This window comes from Quyinboa ferrireducens (genome assembly GCF_042436675.1).
Lineage (GTDB): Bacteria > Bacteroidota > Bacteroidia > Bacteroidales > UBA5342 > JBHJHP01.
Map to the genome: position 1 here is coordinate 139,513 of NZ_JBHMVA010000001.1, position 18,953 is coordinate 158,465.

Annotated in this window: 13 protein-coding genes; 5 read left to right on the top strand and 8 right to left on the bottom strand. The window is 40.3% G+C overall.

Annotated features, from left to right (window positions below):
- Nucleotides 1-258: 258 nt before the first annotated feature.
- The 5 genes from rpiA to ACE01N_RS00630 all read right to left on the bottom strand — a co-directional run bounded on the left by rpiA (nucleotide 259) and on the right by ACE01N_RS00630 (nucleotide 8,379).
- Nucleotides 259-987, bottom strand: coding sequence for a ribose-5-phosphate isomerase RpiA (rpiA, locus tag ACE01N_RS00610; RefSeq protein ID WP_380583775.1), 729 nt, complete (start codon nucleotides 985-987; stop codon nucleotides 259-261).
- Between the two features lie 104 nt (nucleotides 988-1,091).
- Nucleotides 1,092-1,352, bottom strand: coding sequence for a zinc ribbon domain-containing protein (locus tag ACE01N_RS00615; RefSeq protein ID WP_380583777.1), 261 nt, complete (start codon nucleotides 1,350-1,352; stop codon nucleotides 1,092-1,094).
- A 41-nt stretch (nucleotides 1,353-1,393) separates the two neighbouring features.
- Nucleotides 1,394-2,410: a pectinesterase family protein gene (locus ACE01N_RS00620; RefSeq protein ID WP_380583779.1), complete on the bottom strand. Its 1,017-nt coding sequence runs from the start codon at nucleotides 2,408-2,410 to the stop codon at nucleotides 1,394-1,396.
- A 177-nt stretch (nucleotides 2,411-2,587) separates the two neighbouring features.
- Entirely contained in the window at nucleotides 2,588-7,120 is a 4,533-nt protein-coding gene (locus ACE01N_RS00625; protein WP_380583781.1) for a T9SS type A sorting domain-containing protein, read from the bottom strand.
- Nucleotides 7,121-7,248: 128 nt separating this feature from the next.
- Complete coding sequence (locus ACE01N_RS00630) at nucleotides 7,249-8,379, bottom strand: hypothetical protein (RefSeq protein ID WP_380583784.1); 1,131 nt, start codon at nucleotides 8,377-8,379, stop codon at nucleotides 7,249-7,251.
- A 236-nt stretch (nucleotides 8,380-8,615) separates the two neighbouring features.
- On the opposite strand from ACE01N_RS00630, the gene dinB reads away from it, so the two are divergent.
- Nucleotides 8,616-9,716 carry a DNA polymerase IV gene (dinB, locus tag ACE01N_RS00635; protein WP_380583786.1) on the top strand — a complete coding sequence of 367 codons (1,101 nt, stop codon included), beginning with the start codon at nucleotides 8,616-8,618 and terminating at the stop codon, nucleotides 9,714-9,716.
- Complete coding sequence (locus tag ACE01N_RS00640; RefSeq protein WP_380583789.1) at nucleotides 9,700-11,829, top strand: Tex family protein; 2,130 nt, start codon at nucleotides 9,700-9,702, stop codon at nucleotides 11,827-11,829. Before dinB ends, ACE01N_RS00640 begins: the two co-directional genes overlap by 17 nt.
- Before the next feature lie 337 nt (nucleotides 11,830-12,166).
- Here the strand turns inward: ACE01N_RS00640 and ACE01N_RS00645 are convergent, their stop codons facing one another.
- A complete protein-coding gene (locus tag ACE01N_RS00645; protein WP_380583791.1) occupies nucleotides 12,167-13,876 on the bottom strand; it encodes a M23 family metallopeptidase in 1,710 nt (569 codons plus the stop codon).
- 120 nt (nucleotides 13,877-13,996) lie between these two features.
- On the opposite strand from ACE01N_RS00645, the gene ACE01N_RS00650 reads away from it, so the two are divergent.
- The 3 genes from ACE01N_RS00650 (at nucleotide 13,997) to rny (ending at nucleotide 16,234) form a co-directional block, all read left to right on the top strand.
- A complete protein-coding gene (locus ACE01N_RS00650; RefSeq protein WP_375721506.1) occupies nucleotides 13,997-14,290 on the top strand; it encodes a hypothetical protein in 294 nt (97 codons plus the stop codon).
- A 4-nt stretch (nucleotides 14,291-14,294) separates the two neighbouring features.
- Nucleotides 14,295-14,600: a cell division protein ZapA gene (locus ACE01N_RS00655; RefSeq protein WP_375729351.1), complete on the top strand. Its 306-nt coding sequence runs from the start codon at nucleotides 14,295-14,297 to the stop codon at nucleotides 14,598-14,600.
- A gap of 101 nt (nucleotides 14,601-14,701) precedes the next feature.
- Complete coding sequence (gene rny, locus ACE01N_RS00660) at nucleotides 14,702-16,234, top strand: ribonuclease Y (RefSeq protein ID WP_380583794.1); 1,533 nt, start codon at nucleotides 14,702-14,704, stop codon at nucleotides 16,232-16,234.
- An 86-nt stretch (nucleotides 16,235-16,320) separates the two neighbouring features.
- Here the strand turns inward: rny and ACE01N_RS00665 are convergent, their stop codons facing one another.
- Together ACE01N_RS00665 and ACE01N_RS00670 are read right to left on the bottom strand one after the other, a co-directional pair.
- Entirely contained in the window at nucleotides 16,321-17,319 is a 999-nt protein-coding gene (locus tag ACE01N_RS00665; RefSeq protein ID WP_380583796.1) for an NAD(P)/FAD-dependent oxidoreductase, read from the bottom strand.
- A 319-nt stretch (nucleotides 17,320-17,638) separates the two neighbouring features.
- The gene (locus ACE01N_RS00670; protein WP_380583798.1) at nucleotides 17,639-18,898 is read right to left on the bottom strand and encodes a cystathionine gamma-synthase family protein; all 1,260 of its coding nucleotides are present in this window, start codon (nucleotides 18,896-18,898) and stop codon (nucleotides 17,639-17,641) included.
- Between the last annotated feature and the right edge of the window lie 55 nt (nucleotides 18,899-18,953).

Here is an 18,953-nt window from a genome sequence, read left to right on the forward strand (position 1 = left end):
TCCGCAGATTAACGCCGAAACTAATCGGGTCAATTTATACAGAAATCCTTCCAATATTGAACAGATCGAAGCACGACCGACTATATCTCAATTTACGGCTTAAATTTCATAGTTCACAACACAGTCCTAAAGAGGCGGAAGTTTGGGAAGGGTAATAAAAAACTTCTGCGCATCTCAGCGTCATTCATACGCGAAAATCAGCAAGAACTTTTCCCTCCCTCAAATCACACAGATTAATGCATAAAAAATTCGTAATCCCTAATTCGTAATTCGTAATTCCTTAGTGCTGTTTTCAATCACCTTAACTCCATCATCTGTTCCAACAACGATGCGATTACACATATTCAGGAAAAGGCCGGTTTCAAGAACGCCGGTCAGGTCTCTCAATTTATGATGTACATCTTCAATATTCATCGGCTTACCAAGATGAAGGTCCGCGATGTAATTGCCATTATCAGTAATATAGGTATCACCTTCTTTGCTTAGTCTTAAAACCGGATTAAATCCGAATTCCTCCAGCCGTCTTAAATGTTGCGTATAGCCATATGGCAATATCTCCACAGGCAATGGGAAATTCCCGATGGCATCTACCAGTTTGCTTTCGTCCATGATCCAGATGATCTCTTTGGCCAGTTTGGCCACTATTTTCTCACGGAACAGTGCTCCACCTCCACCTTTGATGGCATTAAACTGAGGATCTATTTCATCTACGCCATCAATAACCAGATCAATACTATCGACTTCTTCAACTGTTAATAAGGGAATATTTAATTCTGTAGCCAGATTTTCTGTACTTTTAGATGTGGCCACTGCTTTTATCTTTAGACCTTCTGCAACAAGTTCTCCAACACGTTGTATCATATAATATGCTGTGGAACCGGTTCCCATTCCAAGGATCATATCGTCCTTGATGTATTCTGCTGCTTTTTCGCCGGCAATTTTCTTTTGAAGCATGTCTGTTCTCCTGAGAATTAATATGTCCAGCAAAAATAATATTTTTCAGGCAATGTTTACCCTAACCTGTTCTGTTCTCAAATATTGTGACATTTATTGACTGAACCGTAAAAAATTTCTCACTCATTTCTCAATGCTTAATTCTTCCACCGCTCCAAACGCTTTAATCCACGCGTAAAGAGCCAGGCTGTAAATTTACCATGACCTTGCTCCACCATTTTCTGACGACAGAATTCCTGAAACTCTTTCACACTCCCTTTAAATGTAAACTCACCGTTTTGATAACAGTAACTACAGTATTTCAGATTCTTTGTACCATCAGCATTGGTGCCACCTTTTTCAGCGTCTTTGCTCAAAGGCATTCCACAACTTTGACACATTTTGTTTGGCTTTTCCATTTTGGAGTATTTTAATAAGTACAGTGATTTTTTAAACAAATTTACTTTTTAGAATAAGTAAGCACATCCCATAGAGCCTTTATTTTGGCTTCCGGATCCCATTTCCCGTTGAATGTCCATTGTGCAGTTATATCTTCTGGTCGGGGTGAGCCTTTTGCCTCGTCAAGATTGTTTTTCATCCATTCAAAGTTTCCGCCTTTCCGCGTGACGTTGTACATATAGACCCGCTGACCCCACGGACACGGATCGAGGACTTTGTCGGTATATGCATAACCAATCGGATGGTCGATGATCTTATCCGTCATGGTGCAGTTGAGCAGGAAAAACTGTGCATCGTGATGGTAACGTCCAAGTGTAACCGGACTTTTAGAGTCAAAATGCGAATTGGTTATCACCAGCTTTTTATCATAATCGCCCCGCCCATCATGCCATATCAGGGCGCGCCCGTCGCCGTAAAACGTACACCGTGTTGCATAGCACCAACCACGGGGACATAGAAAATCCACCCCCGGACAACGCAGGTCAAGATCGGCGTGGTAATACATTCCGTTGCTTCCAGGTGCCCACAAAGACAGGGCATCATTACCATCAGCCCACACATTGCAGTTGATGACGATGGTACGTGTGGCTCGTCCGAAGATCGCCATCTGATGTGCGGTGGTTTCCTCTACCGTACTACCATAATTATTGTAAACTGTTAAACCACTGATGATGCAGTCATCGGCACCTTCCTGCAACACAATCACGCCATTACCTACCGGCTTTCCTTTGTATTCCTTAATCGTACGCTTGCTGGCCAGTTCAGCGTAAACAAGCCGGGTACTGTCGCGGTCCTCGCCAAGCAGCACAATGTTTGGTTTATCAATGATGACTTTCTCGTTATAAATGCCGTTTTTAACCAATATCACATACGGGTTCATTGGTGCATCCGGTGCAGATTCTATGACAGCCTGTATGCTTTCTCCGGGCGATACCATGGCCTGGTAACGCTGAGCATACGACGTTCCACAAATGAGATATGCACAACAAAGGATCAAACTGTAAATTATGCTTTTCATTCTGTGATTGTATTAATTCTAATTATTGTTCCTACTGAATTTTACTCTTAAATCTAAATAGTATGAAGTCTCCCTTTTTAAAATTACCATTCAAAAATAAACGGAAGCTTTTCATTTTCAACTACTTAAAAGTAATCAAATTCAGTGAACAATTTATAATGAAAAATGAATAATGCGTTAGTCTTTAACCAGGCTTATAATCTTTCTCTGAAAATCTGAATCTTCAGACTTAATGCTTAATACATAAATTCCATTGGGTTCATCTGATATATCTATGTAATGATTGTCTTCCCCTTCTCCAATAATCTCCTGGCAAACTATATTCCCTGTCAGAGAATAAATTGACAATAATGCATCTTCTTTGAGAGACGTAAAGGATATGTTGAACTTCCCATTATTGGGATTTTCAAATACTAAAATATCATCTGAATAGTTTTTCTCAGTGTAGGTTGAATCAAATTCAAGATTCCACTCAAAATTATATATGGCGACACCTCTATAATTTGAAAAATTAAATAGCAAATAATATGTATAAGTATTAATAAGAGGATTAAGTTCTATTTCATACTGATTGCCAATATGTTCGTTATACTTATTGTAGGACAGATTGTCTATTCGCTTAAAATCCTTACAATCACCATAGTAGAGATAGATGTCCAAAATTGCATTAACACTATCCGGAATAGTCCCTGATAAAATATATTTGCCGGTTTTATTGATCCTTAATTTATAATAAAATTTGTGGGCATTCAGCAAGAGTCTATTAGTGCCTAATTGTGCTAGCCTGGCATCTCTGCAATCATTAAGTCTATCGACTTTTAATGGTGCAATACTCCAGTTTTTTACTTCATATTGATTATAAATCCATTTTACGTAATTTTCTCTTACAGAATCCAATTCATAAATTGGCCAATAAATGTTGGATGAGATGATTTCTTTCTTTCCAAGAGAACTTCCATGCGATGAATAGAGTTCTATTTCAGAATCTGAAATTTCATTTTCAACAGAATTAATTGTATAATAATTTGTCGGAGTATACCCTAACTTATACCAATCATTTTTGTATTCACTGTGCCTAGAAACAGATTCATTGGTATTCAAATTATGAATATCCCGTTTTATTATACTAAAATCGAATGTATCTGATGGTTCACTCATGAGTTCTATTAAATACTTTCTTCTTTGCAAAGTAATCATGGTTGCTTTTGTTGAATCATCATAAATCTCAATTCCATCATTATATCTTGAATCTGTATAACTCACATTAATGGTTCTTTTTCTACCATTTTTCTTAGGAACAATTATTTCGTATACCGTATTAGCTGAATCATTCTCAAATAAAAAATATTGGGTTCTACTGTTTGAACCTGTTCTGGTATTTGTCCCAAGTGACGCATTAATTGGAAGATCCTCATAATCACCTATACGTCTGTAAATGAGATTCCAACTATATGATTGTTTTACACTATCGCCCCGAAAGCAAATTCTGAATTGACTCCCTTTACTACAACTCTGTTTCAAAATATGATCTCTGCTACTATTATAGTAGTAATCTATCCATTCCTGTATCGGGAAATTATACTCATCAGGACAACCAGAATACAATTCCAACCGGGTTTTGACCTCAGAATCCTTATCAATTGAGATGTCCAACTCACCATCTTCCGGAGCCGTATAAGTGTACCAAAGATCACCATAATCTGTATGTGTTGCAACATTATTACCTTCTATTGCCTGCTTACAATCCTCACATCTACCATGTGGACCAAACGGTGTTTCCGTCAAATTCCATGATATATTATCATCATAATTAGATACGTCCCAAAATAAAATATAAGTCGTATCCTTATAAGCCTGAAATGTATAAATGGGATAATTATAATCACACGATTCTTTGGAAGTCCAGATGGCTTGGTTATTACATTCTTTATAAACCTGTAAATTAGAATGACTACCATTCTTATATTCACAGCACGAAATGGTAATTTCAGAATTCTCCTTGGCAGTATATGAAAACCACTTCCTCGTATCTGAATCCGAAATGTTTGGCCCCTGATCAACTGATATAGGATAAATACAATTTTCACCATCTTTATAAGGTATTTCCGTAAGCCTCCAATCCATTATATGCGTTGAGTCATTATTCCAATTTTTAAAATAAATATAATATGTAGCCCCTTTTTTGCACTCAATAGTTTTATTAAACTGATTCTCTCCACAATATCTTGACCAACTATAAACCGAAGAATCGTCTTTATAAATTCTAATTTCTTCCAGCATTCTATCAACAGGTCCCAAATTACAATTATTTATATTCAGGTAACCATCAACCCCAGGTGTATATTGAAACCATTTACGTCTGAAGACTGAGAAATCACAATGATTTATTCCGTTATAAGCATCCAGGGGATTTTCTTTATGATCACCTTTTTCAAAGGCATATTCCTCAATTTTCCAGGAATAAGCATCCGTAATATTATATTCTCTCCAAATCAGATACAAGGTATCATTTTTGTAACAATTCATTCTTATGTAAGATTGTTTACTTAAATAATCATCATTCCGCAACGAAGAATATTTCTGATTTACACTGTCAACAACAACTAAATAAGTATCCTGATCTGTTAATTCATAACTTGTTATTATTACTTCGCCCGTTACACTTGGAACAAAGAAATAATACGACGGCATACTGTTTAATTTAGCTGAAGTATTTATTCCGCTTCTGGCTTCGAGAGCTTTTCTCACCTCATCACCAGGTTCAGTTGCATGTTCCTTTATCACCCATGTGACGGAATCCTCTGAGTCATTGTTGTAAAACCTTATATAAACAGGGATTCCTGCATTACATTTAATGGCAGCTCTATGACTTTTTGTATTATATTCCCCTCCAAATAAAACATCATCCACATATTTGTACATCCATACTTTAGGCACTGAGTCTGCAAAGACATTAAGATCAACAACAACTTTACCATCCTTTCTGGGTATAAACTTATACCAGGTATCAGTTAAGGTATTTGTAACGTAACTTCCCTCACTTACCAATACAGGGAGCTGTTGTACACCTCCTTTTAAAGGTGTTTCGTTAACTAATATTTTATATTCATTTAAAATATCATAGCCCTTTGATCTTATAAGTATTGTGTCGTTCGAATATAGGTATAATCCATACCTTAAATCTAATAACGAATCACAATTTTTATACATTGAGATATCAACACTACCTCCGTTATTTAAATTTGAAGTTGACACATCCAGTTTACAACGGTTTTTAGTCACATATTTAAACCAGTATTCTGTATTCCCTGACACAGTGATTTGATCATCAATAATTTCAGGAGATGCGCAGTCGGAGAGATTCTCTCTTAAATCCCAAAGAAACCTATTATCATCAATATAGTTGTTTTTTCCAATATAAAATAAATAGGCTTTCCCCTTATTTACTTTCACCTCTATTTTACCCTCATCATTAAAATCGTAAAAGAGGTAATCTGAAAGTAAATTTCCACTTTCCTCATCATAAATTTGCAAAATAACCCGACTGCTAAAATACTCAGGTACAATATTTACAGTCATACTTGAATCAGGAATGTATCTATACCAAAGACCTTTACCCCAATGAAAATCAATTTTATAAACACCTTGTTCTATATTGATGGGCTCAAACTGAGACTCTCCCTTATAAAAATTATGTTCTCTTGCGTAAAAATAGCTTTCATTACTTAATCTAAGCCTGAAAACATATTCAACACCAGGTTCGTATCTAAACTTAAACTGGTTTTTAAATGAAGTCACCTCTTCTACAATAACATCCACTATTTCATTTGATTGCTTTTTTAAAACAGTCATTGAAGATCTTGGACCTTTTTCAATTGGATCAATAATTAAATATCCGGAAGAATCACTTTTAAAATGATACCAATGATCTTTAAGCCCGTTGTATGTTACAATTGTTGTATCATTAGGGACTAGTTCCCTGGCCAGATAAAACGTTTCTCCAGACTCTGGTGCCGTGTTTTGTATTTCCAAAAACATTTGTTTCGTATCTTCATGGAAATTGAATAATTTAAAATAGTATACTTCCCCCTTAACCGTTGAAATTAAATAGGGCCTTTTAGAATCATAACTAACTATGGAATTATAATATAAATTAAAGTAGTGATCTGGTACACCAAAATACATTCCGGAGATATCCCGACTAAAATACAATTCGATCACTTCATAGTCATTACTTGTATATTTATACCATCTGGTTGATTTTGGAGGAATTTCAATGTCTAAATGGTTCTTCCCTATTTCTATCGCCGTTGTTGCATGTTCTCCGGCACCGATATTCTCTTCCTCCAATTTCCAGCTGTAATCGCCTTTTGCATAAATGCCCCTCCAGCGAATTAAATAAGTAGAATCTTTCTCAGCAATAAACCGGATGCTGGACTGTGCATCACATGCATCATCGTTCTCCTCAATTGGATGATCTGAATTGATGTAATAAATTTCACAATATGTATCCTCGTCCGTTTCATCGCAACTGGATATTACCAAATAGGTGGGATGCTTTGGTGTATATTCAAACCAGCAATCATCAGAATTGATATGTTCTGAATAATTAAGACCTAAAACGGCTTTAATGGGAGTATTTCGCGTATTAGGTAAAACATTAAGGATGATGGATGTTAACAGAAGAAATATTAAAACAATCTTTTTCATATGGCAGGTTTTCTTCATTACAATATGCATTATTCAATCCTCAAACAGGTCAACCGCAAACAGTTTCATATCAAAAATAAGCAAAAGTTTTGTCCTGACAAGTAATTTATCTTCCTTGTTTGCCAGCATTAAAAACTCACCATCAAGCCAATATTATTGGAATAGCTAAAAAACAGGACGGCTGATGATGTGTTGGAGTTTCCCAGCATATCACCATCAAAGCTGTACGCTATGGATATACCTTTATATACTGTTAAAGCAACACCAACGGAGTATGAGGGAACATAATCCCAAAAATCCTGGTAACTGTATGCACCGTCAATATTGTAAATATTCAGTCCAAGTGAGACCTGTGGCTTAATTATTTTTCCCGGATACTGGTATTTGAGCGAAACGGGTATTCTTGAAATTTTATACGAATAATAACGGGATTCCGCTAGTGCACGCTGAAAACCAAGGCCCAGGTATAATTTTTCTCCCGAAACGGGGTAATACCCTTTAAAACTGTACATTAAGAACTTTTCCTCAGGTTGAATACCTCTTAAGCTAATATTTAACCAACCAACACCAAGAATAAATTCCGGCTTCATGTGTAAATCATGATATACCTTATAGTTGTCCTCGCCACTTTTTATCTCATCGTATGCTTCAACGACTTTTATTAAACTGTGGTGATTTGGTCTGTTAATACGATTAATCTGTTCTTCAAGTTTCGGAACATCGGATAAAGAATCCAGCAAAACCCTCCTAAACTCTGTTGTACGGAATGTATATTGTCCAAAATACTGGAAATTAGGAGGATGATTAGTAGGAATATATTTTATCCCATCATCCCCGATACTGTCCGCATGTACATACACATGACGTTCTTCATAATCAAGCGCTGCCAGGCTGTTTTGATGCTTTTCCAGAAAGAATCTCCTTTCAGTTCCTGAAATGTAATAATATAAACTGGCGTACCCCTCAATAAGTAATTCAAGAAATCTTGGTTTCCCATCAATATTCCGGGATACAAAAACCCGACCACCTGTAAAACCATAAGCAAATATTTCTCCGGGTAAATATTCTGTTTTGACACCTTTTTCTGGTTTAAACAAACAAAGATTGCACATGCGTTTGTCCGACCGGTAATCAACCTTACCCTGAATCGTATCATGATCATTGGTAATAATAAATCCACTTCTGAAGTTTACCTGGCTGTATCCCGGGAAACAGGACAAGACCAGGAATAATAGCACAACAAGTTTTATCTTTTTCATAGTTTACGATTTATGTAGGTTGAAGAAGCATTGATGTACAAATTCCTCTATCAAATCCCATATTTCTTTCAATAATAGTTGTTCTGTTTTTCAGCTTTAAGTGTTATCAATAGATTAAACAGGTTTCCATTCAAAAAAATTCTATCAAGTTTTTTATCACCGGTTTTTACATTATATAAAAGTTAAAAGTAATAATAAAAATTAATTTTTGATGATGAGTCTTTTAATTTTGTGCCATGATCCGCAAAATCATACATATCGATATGGACGCTTTTTTTGCTGCCATTGAACAGCGTGACAACCCGCAGTGGCAGGGGAAACCACTGGTGGTTGGCAGTCCCAATGCGCGGGGTGTGGTAGCGGCTGCCAGTTACGAGGCCCGCAAATTCGGTATTCATTCGGCCATGCCATCGGTAACAGCCAAACGCAAATGTCCTGATCTGATCTTTACCCGTGGAAATTTTGACAAATACAGATACGAGTCCAACCGGATCCGGGATATCTTCCATCAGTATACCGATCTGGTTGAACCACTTTCCATCGATGAAGCTTTCCTGGATGTTACCGAAAATAAATTCAATAATCCGTCAGCCACACTGATCGCCAAAGAGATTAAAGAAAAGGTAAAAACCACAACCGGATTGACAGCTTCTGCCGGTGTATCGTACTGTAAATTTCTGGCTAAAGTGGCTTCAGATATGGATAAACCGGATGGGATATTTGTGATCACACCGGAACAGGCACAGGATTTTCTGGATGCATTACCCGTAAAAAAATTCTTTGGAGTAGGAAAGGTAACGGCAGAAAAAATGCATACGCTGGGGATTCATACAGGGAAAGATCTCCGGGCTATGAGTCAGCAGAACCTGATGCAGATTTTTGGTAAAGCCGGTGCATTCTACTATAACATCGTTCGTGGCATTGATGACCGGCCGGTTGAACCCGACCGCATCCGTAAATCGGTTGGCGCAGAAGACACGTTTTTAAAGGATCTGTACAGCAGGGAAAGCCTGTCCGGCGAACTCCGAAAAATTGCTGAAAAGGTAAGTGAACGGATGCTTAAACACCAGGCACTGGGCAGAACGATCACTGTGAAGATTAAATTTGCCGATTTCGAACAGATCACCAGAAGTCGCAGTCATCTCAATGCCATATCGGATGAAAACACTATTTTTACAAGCGCAAATAACATGTTGCTCGAAGCCCTTGAAGGGGAAGAACGTCCGGTTCGGCTTCTGGGAATTTCAATGAGCAACCTGCATGCCCTGAATGATGGAGAACCTATTCAGTTGAGGATTGAATTTGATACAGAAATTGACCATGAAACAGATCGCTGACATAATCGCACAAACCCTTTCGCTTGAACTAAGCCAGGTAAATAACACTATATATCTGCTGGACGACGGTGCCACTATTCCCTTTATCAGCCGCTATCGCAAGGAGCTTACCGGTAATCTTGACGAGGTAAAAGTCGCTGCGATAAGCGAGCAGTACGACAAGCTGAAGGAGCTTGAAAAGCGCAGGGAAACCATACTGAATACCATCCGTGAACAGGAAAAACTGACTCCTGAACTGGAAAATAAAATTAAAAATTGCTTCTCTTCAATTGAACTCGAAGATATTTATCTGCCTTACAAGCCAAGGCGGCGAACCAAGGCACAGATCGCCCGCGAAAAAGGACTGGAAGGGCTGGCGAAGATCATCATGAAACAACAGGTGGATGACCCGGAATACAGTGCCCGTCGCTTTCTGAATGACGAGGTCAAAACGACCGATGAAGCCATTGAAGGCGCACAGCACATCATTGCGGAATGGATCAGCGAACACGAAACGGCCCGTAATATCGTGCGCCGGAGTTTTGAAAAAGCGGCAGTCATTTCGGCTAAAGTCATCAAAGGCAAGGAAGAGGAAGGTGACAACTACCGCGACTATTTTGAGTTTTCGGAATCACTGAAGCGCATTTCATCGCATCGCTTGCTGGCCATCCGGCGGGCCGAAAAAGAGGGCATTCTGCGCGTATCCATCTCTCCCGAGGAAGCATCACCCTTACATCACCTGGAACGTTTTTTTGTAAAAGGCAGTACGGCATCGTCCGATCTGGTTTATCAGGCCATGGAAGATGCCTATAAACGTCTGATTAAACCTTCCATTGAAACCGAATTTGCGGCCCTGTCCAAAGAAAAAGCGGACAAGGACGCAATCAATATTTTTGCCAATAACCTCAGACAGTTGTTGCTGGCTCCACCGCTGGGCCAAAAACGTATTCTGGCCATTGATCCGGGATTTCGTACCGGTTGTAAGGTGGTCTGCCTGGACGAACAGGGCAACCTGTTGCACAACGAAACCATATATCCTCATCCGCCGCAGAGTCAGACCGGACTGGCGATGAAAAAGCTGTCATCCCTGGTTGAGATGTTTAAAATTGAGGCCATCTCCATCGGGAACGGCACAGCAAGCCGCGAAACCGAGGCCTTTATTCAGCGCATCCGGTTCGACCGCGAACTGAAAGTGTTTGTGATCAGCGAAGCAGGCGCATCGGTTTATTCGGCATCGAAACTGGCACGCGATGAATTTCCTGAATACGATGTGACGGTACGCGGTGCCATCTCCATCGGTCGCCGGCTGATGGACCCGTTGGCCGAACTGGTTAAAATTGAACCTAAAGCCATCGGCGTGGGACAATACCAACACGATGTGGATCAGAACGAACTGAAGAAGTCGCTGGACATGGTAGTGGAATCGTGTGTGAACCATGTGGGCGTAAATCTGAATACAGCCTCTAAACATTTACTGAGTTATGTGAGCGGTTTGGGGCCGAAGGTTGCAGAATCGGTGACAGATTACAGGAAAGATAACGGCGTATTTAAATCACGTGAGGACATTAAAAAAGTCCCCGGACTGGGAGACAAAACATTTACACAGTGTGCAGGATTTCTTCGCATTCCTGATGCCGTAAATCCGCTGGATAACTCTGCTGTTCATCCAGAGTCGTATCATATTGCAACAGCCATGGCACGCACCCTCAAAAAAGAGGTGAAAGATCTCATTGCCGATAAAACACTTCTGGGTGGTTTACAGCCGGAACAGTTTGTCACCGGAACTATTGGAATCCCAACCATAACCGATATCATCAAGGAACTTGAAAAACCGGGACGTGACCCCAGGAAACAGATTAAGGTTTTTGAGTTCGATCAGAATATTCGTAAGATAACCGATCTTAAACCGGGCATGGTTCTGCCTGGCATCATCAACAACGTCACAAAATTTGGTGCGTTTGTAGATATTGGTATTAAAGAAAACGGGCTGGTACATATTTCGGAACTGGCCGATAAATTTGTCAGCGACCCAACCACGGAAGTCTCGTTACAGCAGCAGGTGTTTGTCCGCGTACTAAGCATCGATCATGACCGGAAACGCATCGCCCTTTCCATGAAGAATGTGAAACAGTAATTGAGATATAAGATTCAAGACACAAGACATAAGACACACTTTTGCGTGTTTTTACACAGTTTTGCAGATTAATTAAATGAAGAGTGAAAATTATTCATTGTTCATTATACATTCGTAATTATTGATGTCAGGCTAAAATCAATATTAATAAAGATTCTTCGCTTCATTTTACTACGCTCAGAATGACAGTCTTTTAGGTTCATATGTGACTGGAGGATGGGTTGGTTGCGAATCAACCAACCCATCCTCCAGTCCTACAGCCAGCCAATGCCTGTCATTCCGAGTGAAGCGAGGAATCTCTGATTTAACCGGACAACAGTAATTCCTAATTGTATATCTACCATGTGAACGAACACAAAAACACCTTCACATTCCCCACATTATCTTCAACCTTGACAAACAAGGTATGATCTTTTCCTTTTTCAACGCGTGACGGATCGAAGGTGTAGGTCAGCATATCTTTTTTCGCTTCATGATCCAGCAAAATCCATTTGCCATCAATTTCTCCCCTGAAAGATGCAATACCCGACTCATCATCTTTAATCTTAAACCGGAGTTCCTTTTTCCATGCAATGTTATGACCATCACTCACATCCAGTGAACGGATTTCCGGTGCAATGGTATCCTTTGCAATGGCATACCGTCCAAAACTTCTGGTCGATCCTGATATCCATCCATCCGCTTCTGTATTGCCATAAAAACCTTCAGGCTTACCGGACCGTCCCACACCGGCAATGTACAGTTTTTTCATATCCCCGGTTTCTTCAGGTTTCATCTTTATAGAAATGGTTTTAAAAATGGCTACGTTGTCCTTGTGCACGGTATAAGTCTGTGACCAAAAATCTGCAGATGATTCCTTCTTTAGTTCAAAATTTATGGTATTGAACAATGCTTTTGGGGGAAAGATTACCTGCAGGGAATCATCGGCATAAGTGCCGCCTTCATCCCAGGCAACCTGCATAATACCGTTATCCTGCACATGAGGAATAGTTGCTCTTTCCGCCAGAACCTTAAATTCGCAATCCGATCGGTTACCGTACGCATCGTGTACGATCAGTTTTACAGTATGTGTCCCCGGCTTTTCAAAGTTGATGATTCCCGTATTATCATTGCAGTAGTTGCTGAAAATGTTGTTGGGTTCATCGCGAAACATCTTGTAGATCCATTTATGATCATCCACTTTTGATTTAAAATCACAAACCGTATTGATACACCGGCTTTCATCAAAGGACAGACTGTCGATTGTCCAGCAAAATGTCAGGATATTATCCACATACAAATCGGCAGAATAGGTTCCGCATTTACTCCAGTCCCCGGTCAGATAATCAAAGGTCTCTATCCCGATACCAACCTCACCGGATACAGTTATGCGGGGTGATGATTTCAGATGATATGCATTGGCATAAAAGACAGCAGGATAATAATGGCCTTCGGGCTTCCGGTTCACAGCTCCTTTGCCGGAAACGGGAAACACTTTTATTCCAACAATCTGCGGCCGCATATCATCCTTAACCGGCATGCCGCAATGCAGAGGGTTTACAGGATGCTCCGTATCTGTTCTTCTGATCTCAAAATGCAGATGAGGTCCACCGGACGAACCTGTATTACCGGAATTTGCAATGATTTCTCCCTGTTTTACGGAAAGTTCCCCTTCCATAAAAATGTGGTTTAGTTTAAATGCCTCGTTCTTATATTGCAGATCTTTAACCACGGCATCGATTTTTGGAGAAAAACCTTCCAGATGACCATAAACAGAGGTAAAACCATTTGGATGTGTGATATAAAGTGCTTTTCCGTATCCGCCCTCCGATACATAAACCCGCGACACATAACCATCACCAACCGCTTTTACAGGAAGTCCGGTTCTACCCAGAGTTTTAATATCAATACCTGTATGAAAATGTCCTCCCCGTGTCTCTCCAAAATTGCCGCTCAGGTATAAGGGAATATCCAGTGGAGGTGTAAATCCGGTCCGGTATTTGTCGACCTGAGCCTGAAGACCGGAAAACAGAACAAGAAATATGATGATGTGCAATCCTTTTTGCATAAAACGCTTTATTTTGAATGACGACAAATATAAAGGCATATTGCATTTTTTGAAAAATTAGGTCAATTAATTTTTATTTTGACGTTGCTTAACTATTTTTGTAAGTGATTAATTCTTAAAATGACCGACGAACAGGCTATATTGCTCAGGGATCTGAAAGAAAAAATATCCGTTTTAAAGGGGCAATTGACAGAGCTTAAAAAATCGTATAAAACGTTAAACGAAGAAAACGTCGCATTAAAAGCAAGCCTGTCTGAAGCAAATGAGAGGTATGATGAATTAAATCACAATCACGAGATGTTGAAAATATCCAGGGCTTTTTCCGGAAGTGATGAAGAAAAAGAAGGTTTAAGGAAAAAGATTGGATTGATGGTGCGGGATATTGATAAGTGTATAGAGCTGTTAAATGAATAACGAAATGGGTGACGAGAAATTTAACATCCATTTGAATGTAGCCGGAAAATACTATCCACTCAGGATTCTGAGAAAGGATGAAGAAAAGTTTAGAAAAGCTGCGAAACTCATAACCGATAAGGTGTTAAAATATCGGGAAAGTTATTCAGAGGGGGAAGAACGGGATTATTTAGCAATGGCAGCTGTCGACCTTGTGTCGGAGCTGGTTGATTTAAAGAACAAAAAAGACATAAATCCTATTGTAGAGGAACTACGGGATCTGAACGCAGAACTCGAAGATTTCCTTAAGAATGACGAACAGCATTCATAAAGAAGATATTTTATCAACGATAACGCATCATTTTAAGACTGTAATCATTACGGTCTGAGAATGATGCTTTTTTTATATATAAACATTAATAAAATGTAACAATGGAGTCATATTTAATAGGTTTTGGAGCGTTTCTTGTGGGCGGTTTAATATCCTGGGTCATGATCCAGCAACTCCTGAAATCAAAGACTTCCAAGATTATCAAGGAAGCCGAACAGGAAGGAGAAGTGATCAAAAAGGATAAGATTCTTCAGGCAAAAGAAAAATTTTTGCAGCTGAAGAGCGAACATGAGAAACAGATAAATGCCAGAAACAATAAGATGCTGGCTGCGGAAAACCGCATTAAAGATCAACAGAAAGATGTTCAACGTAAAAACGATGAACTGAATCGTAAAAGTAACGAACTGGATGCCATACGTACCAATCTGGATCAGCAACTGGAAATAGTTGATAAGAAACAAACAGAGCTGGAACGGATGCACAAACAGGAAGTAGAGCACCTGGAAGCTATTTCAGGATTATCTGCTGAAGAAGCCAAGGAGAGACTGATTGAATCGTTGAGGGATGAAGCCAAAACAAACGCCATGTCCCTGATCAATGAAATTATGGACGAAGCACGGATGACCGCCAATAAAGAGGCGAAAAAAATCGTGGTTCAAACCATTCAACGGGTTGCTACAGAAGCTGCCATCGAAAATTCCGTGACTATTTTCCACATCGATTCTGATGAGGTAAAAGGACGGATCATCGGCCGTGAAGGACGTAACATCAGGGCACTAGAAGCAGCTACCGGCGTGGAATTTATTGTAGACGACACTCCGGAAGCCATCGTACTGAGTGGTTTTGATCCCGTACGCCGTGAGATTGCCCGTCTGGCATTACACCAGTTGGTATCTGACGGAAGGATTCACCCTGCACGTATCGAAGAAGTTGTAAACAAGGTACGCAAACAGATTGAGGAGGAGATCATTGAAACCGGTAAGCGCACAGCGATTGACCTCGGTATTCATGGCCTGCATCCCGAACTGATTCGCCTGGTCGGTAAAATGAAATACCGTTCTTCTTACGGACAGAACCTGCTGCAACACTCGCGTGAGACAGCTAACCTCTGTGCTATCATGGCATCAGAACTAGGGCTGAATCCGAAAAAAGCAAAACGTGCAGGTCTCTTGCATGATATCGGAAAAGTACCGGATGATGAGCCGGAAATGCCACACGCCGTATTCGGTATGAAGCTGGCTGAGAAATATAAGGAAAAGCCGGATGTGGCAAATGCCATTGGTTCACACCACGATGAGGTGGAAATGACCACCTTGCTGGCGCCAATTGTACAGGTTTGCGATGCCATCTCAGGCGCACGTCCGGGTGCCCGTCGTGAAATTGTTGAAGCTTATATCAAACGACTGAAAGACCTGGAAGATCTGGCACTTTCCTATCCAGGTGTCACCAAAACATACGCCATTCAGGCAGGTCGTGAATTGCGTGTAATAGTTGGAGCTGACAAGGTTTCGGATAAAGATTCTGAAACGTTATCTTTCGATATTGCCAAACGTATTCAGGATGAGCTGACGTATCCGGGACAGGTGAAGATCACTGTTATCCGTGAAACACGTTCAGTAAGTTATGCAAAATAAGTAATAACATATTTATCATAGCAAAGAGGTTGTCGAAAGGCAACCTCTTTTTATTTGTAGGAACACGATTCAATGTCGCACTCCCACTACAAACTTTTTACCAGTTCATTTGCAAAATACGGTGCCAGCATCACTCCTTTGGTGCCAAGCCCGTTAAAGACGGCCAGTTGCCTGTATATATCGTGAATCTGATATACGGGTCTCCGGTTTGCCAGTGTTGGCCGTATGCCCGCCTTATGCTCAATGATGCTGAATTTCGCATCCGATATCGCTCTGAATTTCCCGACCAGTGTTTCCCTGCCCTCTTCAGTCGGTTCTTCTGTCACGTCCTTCCACTCATAGGTGGCACCAACCCTGTAACGATGATTGCCCAGTGGCAGCACAAATCCGTTTTTATTGACCGCAAAATCCATGTCCAGTTCACTCTCAATGGTCAGGACTTCACCTTTGGTCAATTTAAACGGCAAATCGCTGAACCATGGATTATGTATGGCGTGGCTCCCTTCACAAAAAATAACCCGATCATAAGCCTTGTCTCTGAAATGTGCATTACGCTCTTTTAATTCAATCTCAAAATAGTCCAGATCATCAATAATCAGTTTTCCTGAGGATTTCAGGTAATGTCTGAAAGCATCAAGATACGTGTTGATATCCACATATCCGGCACCAAACACCTCTCCTGCACCAAAGGGTGTTTTAAGGTAATTCTGGTTTAGATCAGGTATAACAGTCTCTGACAGGTACGGCTTTGTATCATCCAGCAGGGAGCGTTTCTCCCAGAATTCAGCTTCCTCCTTTCCGAATAGTTTATAATACCGCACCGGATGATAGAATTCTGCATTGAGCTTTTCCTCAAGCTCCCTGTAGAAAGTTTCAGCATAAGGCAGAATCGTGTCAGCCATCCATGTTTTCAGCAGTCTCCTGAATACAATGGGATTGAACATGCCTGCTGCAACACGTGATGAGCTGGATTTGGAAGGGGAAGTGATGACCGTATAATCTGCTTTTCTTTTCTCCAGATGTGCCGCAACGGCAGCACCGGCCAGACCAAAACCAACGACCAGTATGTTATGAGAATCGGGCATATCTTTTCGTCAACTCTTTTTTGTTGTAAAGATTACAACAAGCTAATCTGGAAATGGTTTCTAACTGAAAATTATATACTTCCATTCATCGGAAAAACACAACAAAATTCCTTTTATTCTATTTCAGTAATAAACCGTCATGAACATGCATCCATTGTTGTTATCAATCACGCGGTTTAATTACATTTCATTCTTAATCCCAGGTTTTCACCCAGGGCTGAAATAATATTGCTCCTCAGGCAATTCTTCAAAACATAAAAAAGGGACCGCCTGCCGGCAACCCCTTAACACTAACTCCAAAATCAGGAAAACATCCTTCCTAAATCATATCTAACGATTGCTTAATATCCCATATGATATCTTCATAATTTTCCACACCAACAGACAACCTGACCATTTTAGGTGTTACACCCAGCTGTTTTTTAAATTCCGGATCAACACCGGCATGGGTCATGCTATAGGGATGCTGTACAAGGCTTTCGGTACTCCCCAGGCTCACTGCCAGCTTCATCATTTTCAGATTATTCAGAAACTTAAAAGCCTCTTTTTCGCCACCGGCAATATCAAATGATAACATTGCACCCGGTGCAGTGTACTGTCGTTTATAAACCTCGTAGATCTCTGAATCGGGACGAATTAACCCCGGATAATACACTTTTTCAATTTTAGGATGATCCACCAGAAAAGCCGCCACCTTCTGAGCATTCAGCGTCTGTGCCTCCATTCTGACCTTCAGGGTTTCGAGACTGCGCATCAGCAACCATCCCGTCCACGGGCCTGCCATATTGCCAAGATAGGTACGCAAATGACGAATCTGTTTCATCAGTTGTTTTGAACCTAAAACCGCACCGGCTATCACATCGCTGTGGCCCCCGATGTATTTGGTTGCAGAATAGATCACAAAGTCGGCACCATGTTTTAACGGATGCTGCCACAGTGGTCCCATATAGGTATTGTCCACAGCAAGAAGCGGCTCATTTATGTTTGTCTTAAAATGATCCGCTACAGCCTTGCAACACGAAATATCCAGAATATCGTTGGTTGGATTAGCCGGCGTTTCAATGAAAATCAGCTTCAGCCGTTCTGGTTTACCGGTAGCTTCCACAAGTTTTATCAGCTCATCCTTGCTCATGCCTGCATGAAATCCAATGCAGGTAATGTCAAGTCCGGGTAAAAAATGATGAATCAGGTGATCTGTCCCGCCATAAGTTGGTGAACTGTAAAGCAAAACATCTCCCGGTTTCAGCAGGGTAAGAAAAACCGTACTGATGGCCGACATGCCACTTTCGAATACGGCACAATCCTCAGCCTCGTCCCACAGGCACAGGCGGTCCTCCAGAATTTCAAGATCGGGATTATTCAGCCGGCTGTAGATAAGTCCCGGTTCTTCCTCATCTTTGGCTTTTTCACGCAACCCAACGGCAAGTTCAAAATAAGCTTTACCTGCTTCTGCATTTTTAAAGACAAAAGTTGAGGTTTGAAAAATCGGACATTTGATTGAACCTTCTGACAGGGCAGAATTATACCCGTAGGACATCATCTCACTCTCAGGATGAAATTTATGATTTGATTCTGACATTTTTATTTTAAATTTAATTAATACAGGAAATTTAAAGGATGTCATTTATCATTAA

Bases quoted from the DNA above. Each gene is read 5' to 3' on its own strand.
- ACE01N_RS00655 (WP_375729351.1), top strand. From the start codon at position 14,295: ATGGGTGACGAGAAATTTAACATCCATTTGAATGTAGCCGGAAAATAC.
- ACE01N_RS00620 (WP_380583779.1), bottom strand. From the start codon at position 2,410: ATGAAAAGCATAATTTACAGTTTGATCCTTTGTTGTGCATATCTCATT.
- ACE01N_RS00645 (WP_380583791.1), bottom strand. From the start codon at position 13,876: ATGCAAAAAGGATTGCACATCATCATATTTCTTGTTCTGTTTTCCGGT.
- ACE01N_RS00640 (WP_380583789.1), top strand. From the start codon at position 9,700: ATGAAACAGATCGCTGACATAATCGCACAAACCCTTTCGCTTGAACTA.
- ACE01N_RS00650 (WP_375721506.1), top strand. From the start codon at position 13,997: ATGACCGACGAACAGGCTATATTGCTCAGGGATCTGAAAGAAAAAATA.
- ACE01N_RS00615 (WP_380583777.1), bottom strand. From the start codon at position 1,352: ATGGAAAAGCCAAACAAAATGTGTCAAAGTTGTGGAATGCCTTTGAGC.
- dinB (WP_380583786.1), top strand. From the start codon at position 8,616: ATGATCCGCAAAATCATACATATCGATATGGACGCTTTTTTTGCTGCC.
- ACE01N_RS00630 (WP_380583784.1), bottom strand. From the start codon at position 8,379: ATGAAAAAGATAAAACTTGTTGTGCTATTATTCCTGGTCTTGTCCTGT.
- ACE01N_RS00625 (WP_380583781.1), bottom strand. From the start codon at position 7,120: ATGAAAAAGATTGTTTTAATATTTCTTCTGTTAACATCCATCATCCTT.
- rny (WP_380583794.1), top strand. From the start codon at position 14,702: ATGGAGTCATATTTAATAGGTTTTGGAGCGTTTCTTGTGGGCGGTTTA.
- ACE01N_RS00670 (WP_380583798.1), bottom strand. From the start codon at position 18,898: ATGTCAGAATCAAATCATAAATTTCATCCTGAGAGTGAGATGATGTCC.
- ACE01N_RS00665 (WP_380583796.1), bottom strand. From the start codon at position 17,319: ATGCCCGATTCTCATAACATACTGGTCGTTGGTTTTGGTCTGGCCGGT.